Origin of the sequence: Streptomyces niphimycinicus, assembly GCF_018883605.1 — a bacterium.
Taxonomy (GTDB): Bacteria; Actinomycetota; Actinomycetes; order Streptomycetales; family Streptomycetaceae; genus Streptomyces; species Streptomyces niphimycinicus.
The window spans coordinates 1-10737 of sequence record NZ_JAHLEM010000617.1 but is presented as its reverse complement, the minus strand read 5'-3'; the positions used below and the strand labels follow the sequence as shown (position 1 = coordinate 10737).

Sequence of the window (10737 nt, the reverse complement as noted above, 5' to 3'; positions counted from 1 at the left end):
CGTCGGCGTCGGTCTCGGGCTCCGGTGTGGATTCCTGGGCCGCTTCGGGGGTGGTGTCCGCTTCGGGCTCGGTGGCCGCTTCGGGCTCCGTCTGAGGCTCGGGCTCCGGCTCGGCGGCTTCCGGGGCGGTGGGCTCCGGTTCGGCGGTCCCGGCCTCGGGCCCGGTGGCTGCGGCCGCGCCGCCCTCGGGCTCGGTGGCTGCGGGCTCAGTGGCTGCGGGCTCGACGGCTTCCGGGCCAGCGGCCTCAGCGGTACCGGCCTGCGGCTCGCCGACTTCCTGCTCGGTGGGCTCAGGCTCCGTGGCTTCGGCTTCGGCTTCGGCTTCGGGTGCCGTTTCGGGCGTCGTGGCCTCGGGCTCGGTGAGCTGGGCCGCCGCCCCTGCGTCAGGCTCCGCCGTGGGCTCGGTGGCTTCGGCTCCGGCCTCCGGCGCTGCCTCGGCCGCCGCTTCCGCGTCCGGCTCGGCGGGTGCCGCCTCGGCCTCGGCGGTCTCGGGTGCCTCCGCCTCAGCGGCTTCACTCTCGGTGGCCTCGGCCTCCGGGGTGTCCGCCGCTTCGGCCTCGGGAGCCTGCTCCTCAGCCACGGCCTCGGCCGCGGGCTCCGGCTCGGCCGCCGCCTGCTCAGGCGTCTTGGCGGGCTCCTCCGGCACCGCAGCCTCCGCTTCCGCCTGCGGTACGACCTCCGCTTCGGGCGCGGCCTCGGCCTCCGGCTCGACGGGCGCCTCCCGCTGCGGCGTCTCGGCAGCGGCCAGTTCCTCGGCGGCCGGTTCCTCGGCCGCGGCCTCCTCGGGCTGAGGCGCCTCGTCGGCCTCGTCGGCCACATCGGCCACTATCGAGGGCGCCGGGTCCACGACGGCCTGCTCCACCGTTTCGGCGGGCTGGTCCGGCAGCTCCTGGGCGGGGGCCTCGGCGGCCGGAGCGTACGGCTCCTCGGCCGTGACCGGCTCATGGGCCAACTGCGCCGGGATCTCCGGTACGGCCTCGGGGGCGGGGGCGGGCTGGGCCTCGGGCTGTTCGGTGATGGGCTCGGCCTGGGCCTGGGCCGGGATGTCGAGGACCTGCTCCTCGGCCACGGCGGCCTCCGGGGCGGGCTCCATGACGGGCTCCCCGGCCTGGGCCGGAATGGTCGCGCCCGTCTGGTGCGGGTCCGCGACCGCCGGGTCCCCGTACGCCTGGTCCATCGCGACCGGCTGTGCCTCCGGCGCCATCGCCTCGGGCTGGGCGAACTGCTCGGGAGCGGGCTCCGCTTCGGGCCCCTCCGCGACCTGAGGCTCCTCAGCCGTACCGACCGCCTCGGCGGGAGCGGCGGCTTGCTGGGCAGGCGGCGTGGAGTCCCAGGCGTCCCCCGGCTGCGGGGCGTCGACCATCTGCGGGAGGTCCGCGAGCTGAGGCCCGGGGAGCCGACTCGGATCGTCGGGCTGCGGGGTGAAGTACTGCGGCCCGGCGGCGTACTGGGGTGCGGTGGAGTAGTCGGCCGCCAGCGGCTGCTCGAGCATGACCGGGTGCTCGGGAACGACGAAGTGCTCAGGCGCGGCAAGCTGCTCAGCCGTGGCAAACTGCTGCTCGGCCTCGGCAAGCTGCTCAGGCCCGGCGAACTGCTGCTCAGCCCCGGCGAACTGCTCGGGCTCCGCGTACTGCTGCTCGGGCCCGGCAAAGTGCTCGGGCCCGGCGAACTGCTGCTCCGCCATCCCGCCCTGATCGGGCACCGGAACGCCCTGCTGCGGCCCCGCCCCGTACTCGGGCTGGGCCCCGACCTGGTGCGGCACCTGCGGCTGCGGCTCCGGCACGGCCTGCGACTCCGGCATGGCCTGTGGCTCCGGCGCGGCCTGCGGCTCGGGCTCCGGCTGGCGTACGGGCGCGGCGTGCCGGCCCGCGGCCGGGCCCCGGTCGGCGAGTGAACGCACCACGCCGTTGGAGGTGTCGGGCACCGGCGGGCCCATATGGAGCGGTCGCCGGGCGGGGGCGGCGGGCGCCGCGTACGCGGCCTGGGCGGGGGCCGACTGCGGTACGGGCTGCTCCGCCACGGGCTGCGGCTCGGGCATCTGGGTCTCGGCGTACGCGGCGGCGCCGGGGTCGAGCACACCCGCCTCGTACGCCCCGGTCTGGTACTGGGCCTGCTGCTCGCTCCAGGCGCCCTGGGCGCCCGGCATCAGCAGCAGATCGTCCTCCTCGCCGACGTGTTCGGGCCCGTCGAGGAAGGTGTAGGCGGCGCCGGGAGGGGCACCGGGATGCGGCTGTTCGATGTAACCGGCGTCGGCAGGCGGGGCATGGACATCCGCCGGGTGCGGATGTCCGAGTCGTCCGCCTGCGTTCTCCGGCAGTCCCTCTCCCGGGACCTGGCCGGTGTCGGTCATGCGTACCCCTCGCCCATCGTTAGTGCTCCTTCCAACCGCCTACCGCCGAGAGCAAGCCCCCTGAGCAAGAACGAGCATGCGCCGTGCGCGGCACGTAGACACGCCCGAGGCTTGCCTACCGCCACCCCTCCAAGGGAGGGGCATTTTCCGGCCTTTGGCCAATAAAGCACCGAACGCCGGGCAGCGGTACAGGCAGTACAACGATCCGCCAGCCTACCTCGCGCGGTGCCCGGGGCAGGTCACCGGGGCGAAGCTCGGGGCGAACGTCACAAGGACAAAATCACTGGTGCGGGCGGTGGCCGCAGAGCATGAAGGCGACCGCGCGCTCGCGTTCCGTCCAGCCCCGCGTGTCCAGTTCGACGGACTGGAGCAGCACACATTCGACGGCGTAGCCGCCGTCCTCCAGGGCCTGGCCGATGGCCTCCGCCTCGTCTCGGGTCGCGGCGTGGGTGACGATGCGCTCGGGGCGGCGCGCGGCGCACGCGGCGACGACGGGCGCGCCCCCACCGCCGATCCGCACCACATCCGGCTCCGGCAGGTCCTCCAGCACCCCGGGGGCGACGCCCTGGACGACCTGGAGCTGTACGCCGAAGCGGCGGGCCAGGGTGTCGGTGCGCTCGCAGGCGTCCGGGTCGCGGTCGACGGTGATGACGGCGGCGCCGAACCCGGCGGTCTCGACGGCCGCGGCCCCGCTGCCCGCTCCGATGTCCCAGACCAGGTCGCCCAGGCGGGGTCCGATCCGGGCGAGTTGGAGGGCGCGCAGTTGCGGGGACTCGCTCTCGCCCAGCACGGTCCCGTACGCGGGGCCGGGCAGCGCCCAGCCGCGGACGGCGCCCGGGTAGCCGGGGTCGCGTCCGGCGATCCAGCCGCCGCTCTGAAGCGTGCCGCGGGCGGCACCGGCCGCCGGGCCGCCGCGGGCGGGAGTTATGCCGGAGCCGCCGATGACGATGACGACGTTGGGGTCGCGCCAGGCGTGGTCGGCGGCCTTGTCGGAGGTCAGCACGGTGACCTGCTCGCGTTCGGTGCCCAGCGCCTCGCAGATGACGAAGGTGCGGTGCACCGGGCCGAGCAGCAGTGCGAGTTCGGCGGGGCCGGCGCCGGGCGAGGTGAGGACGGCGACCTTGGTGTGGGCGCGGCAGACGTTGACCGCGCGGCGCAGATCGCGGCTGTGGGCGACGACGACCTGGGCGTCGTCCCAGGGCATTCCGGCCCGGGCGAAGGCGGCGGCGACGGAGGAGACGGCGGGGACGACCTCGACCTCGAGTCCGTGCTCGGGGGCGCGCAGGGCGCGGACGACGCCGAAGAAGCCGGGGTCGCCGTCGGCCAGGACCACGGCGGAGCCGCGGTGCTGGGCGATCCGGCGGGCCGCGAGGTCCACGCTGCCGAGCCGGATCCGTTCGGCGCCGGGCGGGACTTCCGGCAGCGCCAGGTGGTGGGCGGCGCCGGCCACCAGGGTGGCCGCCGCGAGGGCGGAGCGGGCCGCGTCCGTCAGCGGGGTGCCGTCCCAACCGATCACCGTGACGCGGTCGGCCATCGTCCTTGTTCTCCCCTGTGTGCGGCGGTTCGGGTCTGTCGGTGCGTCGCGGTGGGCCGCGTACGTCGCGTGGTGTGGCTGTGAGGTTCACGGGCGGGTCGCGGCCGGTGTGCCGCGGATGCGCGGGGCGCGGTCCCGGATGCGGCCGAGGCGCGGGTGCTCGGCGCGGACGAAGAGTACCCCGGCTGGTCCGGACCGCCGGAGCGGGGGCGGGCGCGGGGGTGGTGCGCCGGGGGCGCGGGCGGCGCGAATGCGCCGGATCTCCGCCCCGGCGGGGCGTGGTCGGGGCGTCAGCCCCAGTCGGAGTAGGTGGGATAGACGCCGTAGCCCTCGGGCCCGGAGATCCGGTCGGGGGTGCCGTCGAGGTCCTCGGCGAGCAGACTCCAGACGATGAGGTCGGTGCGCATATCGGTCCAGCCGCCGTCCTCCGTCTGGGTGCGGGCTATCCAGGCGTTGCGCAACACACCCTCGCTGATGCAGCCGACCTTCTGGGCGACCTGCTGGGCGGCGGTGTTGCCGGCGGCGGTGCGCAGCTCCAGGCGCTCGAACTTCTGGTCCTGGAACAGCCAGTGGGCCACCGCCAGCACCGCCTCCGAGGCATAGCCTTCACCGCGCGCCCAGGGGGCGACGATATAGCTGGCCTCGGTGGCCAGCAATCTCCAGTCGGTATGGGTCAGATGCACGATGCCGACCAGCCGCTGGGTGAGGAATTCGGCGACCGCGAAGACGATTCCCCGGCCCGTGGTCCGTTCCGCCGGGGCGAGCCGCAGCGCCTGGTCGCGGGCGTCGGCGGGGCTGTACGGATGGGGCGCCCGGGTCCAGGCGATGATGCTTTCGTCGTTCATCATGTCCGCGAGCGCGGGTACGTCCGCTTCCTCGAACGGGCGCAGCACCAGCCGTTCCGTGCTGATGGAGATGTCCGGGAAGGTGGATGTCATGCGCCGCTCCGTAACCGGGGGTCGTTTCAGGGCCGTAGAGAGGCCCAGCATGCAGCATCACGCAGGGAGAACGCAGCACGGGGGGTGAATCGCAAGGCCCCGCATCCGGTTGTGGTCCGGATGCGGAGCCCTGGGGATCCGCCGGTGGGCGGCAAGGTTGGCGCGATCGTTGCGGTGGTGTCGCGGTGCGCCGCGGCTCAGAAGGACGCCAGCACGGAGCCCTGGTACTTGTCCTTGATGTACTTCTTCACCTCGGGGGAGGTGAGGAGCTTGGCCAGCTTCTTGACCCGCGGGTCGTCCTCGTTGCCCTTCTTCACGGCCAGGAAGTTGGCGTACGGGTTGTTCTTGGGCGATTCGAGGAGGATGGCGTCCTTGGCGGGCTTGAGGTGCGCCTCGATGGCGTAGTTGCCGTTGACGACCGCGGCGTCCACGTCGTCGAGCGACCGCGGCAACTGGGCGGCCTCCAGCTCCTTGAACTTCAGGCCCTTGGGGTTGGTGACGATGTCCTTGGGGGTGGCCTCGTTGCCCACACCGCTCTTGAGCTTGATGACCCCGCCCGCATCCAGCAGCTTCAGCGCGCGGGCCTCGTTGACCGTGTCGCTCGGGACGGCCACGGTGGCGCCCTTCCCCAGCTCATCGACCTTCTTCACCTTGTGCGAGTAGAGGCCGAGCGGCTCGAGGTGCACGGTGACGACGGGCACGATGTCGGTGCCCTTCTTCTTGTTGAAGTCGTCCAGGAACGGCTGGTTCTGGAAGTAGTTGGCGCCGACCGAGCCGTCCTGGGTGGAGAGGTTCGGCGTGTTGTAGTCGGTGAACTCCCGGACCTCCAGCTTGAGCCCCGCCTTGTCGGCCAGGTGGTCCTTGACGTAGTTGAGTATCTCCGCGTGCGGGACCGGGCTCGCGGCGACGACCAGCGCGCCGTTCTTGTCGTCGGAGGACGAGGGGCTGCAAGCGGCGACGCCGAGGGCGAGCGCACCGGCGGCGAGGACAGTGGTGACGGTCTTGGTGGTGTTACGCACGAAAAGTGCCTTTCTTCGAGGGCGCACGAATCCGCCACGGGTGCGGAAGCGGAATGACGGCCGGGTGGTACTGGGGGGGTACGGGAGGCGGGTGGGGGTGGGGGCTCAGGGGACCTTGGTCGGCTCCACGGACTCGATCTCGGCGGGCGCGGTCCGCGGCTGCGGGGCCGCGGCGGGCTTCCCGGCCCGGGACGCGCCGCCGCGCAGCAGCACCAGCCGCGGGGCGACCGAGGAGCGGCCGCGGTGCGACAGGCCGCGGGCGGCGATGTCGCCCGCGAACTGGATGACGGAGATGACCACCGCGAGGATGGCGACGGTGATCCACATCAACTTGGTCTCGAACCGCAGATAGCCGTAGCGGACCGCCAGGTCACCGAGGCCACCGGCGCCGACCGTGCCGGCCATCGCCGAGTAGCCGATGAGTGCGACGATCGTGGTGGTCGCGCTGGAGATCAGCGCGGGCAGCGACTCGGGCAGCAGCACCTTGCGGACGACGGTCCAGGTGGAGCCGCCCATCGACTGCACGGCCTCGACCAGTCCGCCGTCCACCTCGCGCACCGAGGTCTCCACGAGCCGGGCGTAGAAGGGGATGGCGCCGATGGCCAGGGGCACGATCGCGGCCTCGGGGCCGATGGTGGTGCCCACGATCACCCGGGTGAAGGAGATCAGGGCGACCATCAGGATGATGAACGGCATCGAGCGGGCGACGTTGACGATCTGCCCGACGACCTTGTTGACCACGACGTTCTGGAGCACTCCGCCGCGGTCGGTGAGGACCAGCAGCACACCGAGCGGCAGTCCGCCTACGACGGCGATCACAGCCGACCAGCCGACCATGTAGAGGGTGTCCCAACATGCCTGCTCCAGCAGGGGCTCCATCTCGGACCAGGTCACTTGGCGCCCTCCTTGAGCAGCGGGGTCGGGTTCGCGCGCGGGCCGTCGGCGATGGCCGCGACATCGACCTGGAGGCCCTGCTCCCGCAGGAAGCCGATCGGGACGACGTTCTCCTCGAACCGGCCGGGCAGTTCGATCCGCATCCGGCCGACCTGGTGGCCGCCGACGGTATCCATCGCGGCGCCCAGGATCGAGATGTCGATGTTGTACGTACGGGAGAGCTGAGAGATGACCGGCTTGGTGGCCGCCTCGCCCTGGAAGGTGACGTCCACGACCGTGCGGTCCTCGCCCGAGGGCACCCCGCCGACCGGGAAGAGCTCCTGGGCCAGCTCGGAGCCGGGCGTCGCCAGCAACTCGCTGACCCGGCCGGACTCCACGATCCGGCCGTCGCGCATCAGCGCGGCCGAGTCGCAGATCGTCTTGACGACGTCCATCTCGTGGGTGATGAGCAGCACGGTCAGGCCGAGCTGCTCATTGAGGTCGCGCAGCAACTGGAGGATCGAGCGGGTGGTCTCGGGGTCGAGCGCGGAGGTCGCCTCGTCCGAGAGCAGCACCTTGGGGTCGCCGGCCAGCGCCCGGGCGATGCCGACGCGCTGCTTCTGGCCACCGGAGAGCTGGGCGGGGTACGCCTTGGCCTTGTCGCCGAGGCCCACCAGCTCCAGCAGCTCCAGGGCCTTGCGGGTGCGCTCCTTGCCGGAGACGCCGAGGATCTCCAGGGGCAGCTCGACGTTGTCCCGCACGGTGCGCGAGGAGAGCAGGTTGAAGTGCTGGAACACCATGCCGATACGGCTGCGGGCCTGGCGCAGCGCGGAGCCGGCGCTCTGGCGGCGCCCGGCCAGTGCGGTCAGGTCCTGGCCGGCCACGGTGACCGTGCCGGAGGTGGGGCGCTCCAGGAGGTTGACGCAGCGGATGAGGGTGGATTTCCCGGCGCCGCTCTGGCCGACGACGCCGTACACCTCACCCTCGCGGACATGCAGATCGACACCGTCGAGGGCGGTGACCTCGCGGCCTCGTGAGCGGTAGACCTTGGTCAGGTCCGTGGTGGTGATCACAGGGTTTCCGTCACTGTTGAGTGCGCGGCGGTTGGTACCGCCGGGCACGGCTCGTTCATTTCGGAACGCGGCAGGGCGGACCCGAGGAGATGCGCGATGTATGGGCGCGGTTCGGGTTCCGGTGACGCGGGGCGGCGCGGCCCGGCGAACTGGGCGCACGGGTCCGGCTCAGCCGGTCTCGCTTCGGGGCGCGAGGCTCGGGCGGGGGCCCTCAGCAGTCACACATTCGACACCGACAACGAGCACCGGGCGTGGGGTTCGCCTCGGTCGCAGGGGTGCGGCAGCTCGTCGTGGTCATGGCTGTAAGTAAAGCAGACACGTGTACGGACCCATCAAGCATGTCCGTATAGCGGACATGCTTGATCAGTCCGTGGACAGGGAAGGGGGTCGCCGGACCCGGTTCAGACCCGGCAGGTGATCTCCACGCCCCCGTCGAGAAGCCGTGCGGACACGGCCGACAGGTCCTCGACCACGATGTCGGCGACCAGCTCCTCGCGGGCGGTCGTTGTGGTCAACGCCACGGTCCGCATCCCGGCCGCACGGCCCGCCGCGAGCCCGGCCGGGGCGTCCTCGAAGACCACACAGCGTGCCGGGTCGACTCCCAGCCGCTCGGCCGCCAGCAGGAACGGCTCGGGGTCGGGCTTGCCGCGGGTGATCTCGTCGGAGGTGATCAGCGTTCCGGGGCGTATCGCCACCTCGGCCAGGCGGGCCTCGGCCAGCGGGCGGTTGGCGGAGGTCACCACGGCCCAGCGCGCGGCGGGCAGCCCCGCGAGCAGCTCGGCGGTGCCGGGGAGCAGCTTCACCCCGCCCGGTACGTCCGCCAGCTCCAGCTCGTCGATCCGCGCCCGGGCCCGCGGGGCACGGTCGGCGGGGAGCAGATCGGCGATGATGTCGTCGGCCGGGCGGCCATGGAGCTCGACCCGGGCGAAGTCCTCCGCAGGAATGCCCTGCTCCTCGGCCCAGCGGGTCCAGCAGCGATGCACCGAGTCCAGGGAGGAGACGAGGGTTCCGTCGTTGTCGAACAACAGCGCGTCAGCGGAGATCTTCATGAGCCGCAGCGTACGTGTGGCTCGCGGACGCCCTCGGGCGCGGGGCCGAGCGCAGCGCGGCCGGGCGGGCCGATTACCCTCGTCCCATGCTTGTCACTCCCTGTGTGCGCCGCCGTCGGGTGCGCCGCCGCACCGCGCGGAGGTCCCGTTGATCGACGCGCTGACGGTCGCGCTCGGTGTGACCGCGCTCCTTCTCGCCGCGTGGTGCGGCTTCGCCGCCTACCGGGACCAGCCGACCAAGGACTGGCACTTCATCGGCATGGCCGTGGTGGCACTGCTGGCGATCGTGCAGTTGGGCATAGGAGTGGTGCGGCTGGCGGGCGGCGCCGATCCGCAGCAGGGGGTGGCCATCTTCGTGGCCTACCTCATCGGCTCGGCGCTCGCGGTGCCGGTCGCGGCGTTCATGTCGCTCACGGAACGGACCCGCTGGGGGTCGGCGACGGTCTCCGCGGCGGCCGTGGTGCTGGCCGTGCTCGAGGTGCGGCTGTACGACATCTGGGGAGGCGTCGGTGGCTGAATCACCGGAGGTGGGGCCGGTGGCCGGGAAGACGGAAGCGGAAGCGGAAGCGGACGCGCGCACCGGGCTGGGGCAGGGCCCCGGGCGGCTGCTGGTGCTGCTCTACGGGGTCTTCACCGTGGCCGCCGCGTCCCGCTCGATCTACCAGCTCATCGCCCAGTACCAGGAGGCCCCGCTCGCCTACATCCTCTCGGCGGTCTCCGCCGTGGTGTACGCGTTCATCACGGTCTCGCTGGTGCGCGGCGGCGAGGGCGCGCGCAGGGCGGCGATGGTCTGCTGTGCGGCGGAGCTGGTGGGGGTGCTGACCGTGGGCACCTGGACCCTTGCCGACCCCTCGGCCTTCCCCGACCAGACGGTGTGGTCCGACTACGGGATGGGCTATCTGTTCATCCCGATCTTCCTGCCGGTCACGGGCCTGCTGTGGCTACGCAAAGCCCGCCGGGGCTGAACCCCGGCGGGCCTTGACCCACGCGTCCGGGTATCAGGCGCTGGCGGCGTACACGGTGGCCGTGGCGTCCTTCTCCATGGTCACCAGGCTCAGCCGGCGGTTGACCTCCTCGGTGCCCACCTGGGCGTAGCCGTAACGGCGGTACAGCCGCAGATTGCCGTCGCTGCGGTGGCCGGTGAACAGCCGGTACCGCTTGGCGGCCCGGTCCTCGGTCAGCCGCTCCTCGATGGCCGCGAGCAGCCGTCCGCCCAGGCCGTGCCGCTGCATCCGCGGGTGGACGATCAGCTTGCCGATGGCGGCGGTCCCCTTGTCGTCGACGACTCCGCGGACCGAGCCGACGACCTCCGCGCCGAGCCGGGCGACGAGCACACAGCCCCCGCTCAGTTCGGCGCGCAGGTCGTCGAGCGACTGCGTCAGCGGTTCGATCGAGTAGTCGCCGTAGAGCTCAGCCTCGCCCTGGTAGCACAGATATTGCAGCTTCAGGATCTGCTCGGCGTCGTCCGCGGTCGCCGCGGAGATGGTCACGCTCATGCCCATGTGCGCATGCCTCCCCTATTCTCGGTCCCCCGGCCGCGGTGAGGGTAGGTGTGCGACCGAGGGTTCATGGCCTGGGTGGAGGCGCCGCATGGTGGGCGTCCGCCTCCGAGGCGCCGGTTGTCTATCGCTCCTTTCCCCATGGTTCAGGAGCCGCAACCTCCGCCATGAGCATTCTGCGCAGGCAAGCCAGACATCGGGAACGTACCGGGCCCAGACTGCCCTGTGACATTCCCAACTGGTGCGCGATCTCGCGGTACGTGAGGTCGGAGCGGGAGAGCATCGCCGCGAGCAGCGCGGGGCAGCGGCCGGGCAGCCGCCGCACCGCCGCGCGCAGCGTCCGGCGGGTCTCCGCGGTCAGTACGGCGTGTTCGGCGGGGCGGGGCTCGGGGCCGCTGAGCG

The 10737-nt window shown here is 72.5% G+C and carries 10 protein-coding genes and 1 pseudogene; 2 read left to right on the top strand and 9 right to left on the bottom strand.

From position 1 onward, the window contains the following. From KN815_RS37970 to KN815_RS37940, 7 genes and pseudogenes are all read right to left on the bottom strand, one after another. Positions 1-2350, bottom strand: a pseudogene (locus KN815_RS37970) (nicotinate-nucleotide--dimethylbenzimidazole phosphoribosyltransferase); the annotation flags it as partial. Positions 2351-2630: 280 nt separating this feature from the next. Beyond that, positions 2631-3884, bottom strand: a complete 1254-nt coding sequence (gene cbiE / locus KN815_RS37965) for a precorrin-6y C5,15-methyltransferase (decarboxylating) subunit CbiE (protein WP_216346379.1) — start codon at positions 3882-3884, stop codon at positions 2631-2633. A 290-nt stretch (positions 3885-4174) separates the two neighbouring features. After that, on the bottom strand, positions 4175-4822 hold the full coding sequence (locus tag KN815_RS37960) for a GNAT family N-acetyltransferase (protein WP_216346378.1): 648 nt from the start codon (positions 4820-4822) through the stop codon (positions 4175-4177). A gap of 197 nt (positions 4823-5019) precedes the next feature. Continuing rightward, positions 5020-5841, bottom strand: coding sequence for a MetQ/NlpA family ABC transporter substrate-binding protein (locus KN815_RS37955; protein ID WP_216346377.1), 822 nt, complete (start codon positions 5839-5841; stop codon positions 5020-5022). A gap of 105 nt (positions 5842-5946) precedes the next feature. Then, positions 5947-6735 (bottom strand): methionine ABC transporter permease, encoded by a 789-nt coding sequence (locus KN815_RS37950; RefSeq protein ID WP_216346376.1) that lies wholly within the window; start codon positions 6733-6735, stop codon positions 5947-5949. Next, the gene (locus KN815_RS37945; protein ID WP_216346375.1) at positions 6732-7787 is read right to left on the bottom strand and encodes a methionine ABC transporter ATP-binding protein; all 1056 of its coding nucleotides are present in this window, start codon (positions 7785-7787) and stop codon (positions 6732-6734) included. The genes KN815_RS37950 and KN815_RS37945 overlap by 4 nt, the downstream gene beginning before the upstream one ends. Before the next feature lie 401 nt (positions 7788-8188). Next, a complete protein-coding gene (locus KN815_RS37940) occupies positions 8189-8836 on the bottom strand; it encodes an HAD-IA family hydrolase (RefSeq protein ID WP_216346374.1) in 648 nt (215 codons plus the stop codon). Positions 8837-8984: 148 nt separating this feature from the next. On the opposite strand from KN815_RS37940, the gene KN815_RS37935 reads away from it, so the two are divergent. Further along, entirely contained in the window at positions 8985-9353 is a 369-nt protein-coding gene (locus tag KN815_RS37935) for a hypothetical protein (RefSeq protein ID WP_216346373.1), read from the top strand. Between the two features lie 19 nt (positions 9354-9372). Beyond that, positions 9373-9801, top strand: coding sequence for a hypothetical protein (locus KN815_RS37930; RefSeq protein ID WP_216346380.1), 429 nt, complete (start codon positions 9373-9375; stop codon positions 9799-9801). A gap of 33 nt (positions 9802-9834) precedes the next feature. Here the strand turns inward: KN815_RS37930 and KN815_RS37925 are convergent, their stop codons facing one another. Then, positions 9835-10338, bottom strand: a complete 504-nt coding sequence (locus KN815_RS37925; RefSeq protein WP_216346372.1) for a GNAT family N-acetyltransferase — start codon at positions 10336-10338, stop codon at positions 9835-9837. Between the two features lie 121 nt (positions 10339-10459). Beyond that, positions 10460-10737: sigma-70 RNA polymerase sigma factor region 4 domain-containing protein (locus tag KN815_RS37920; protein ID WP_507229922.1), on the bottom strand; the 278-nt coding region annotated here is incomplete at its 5' end.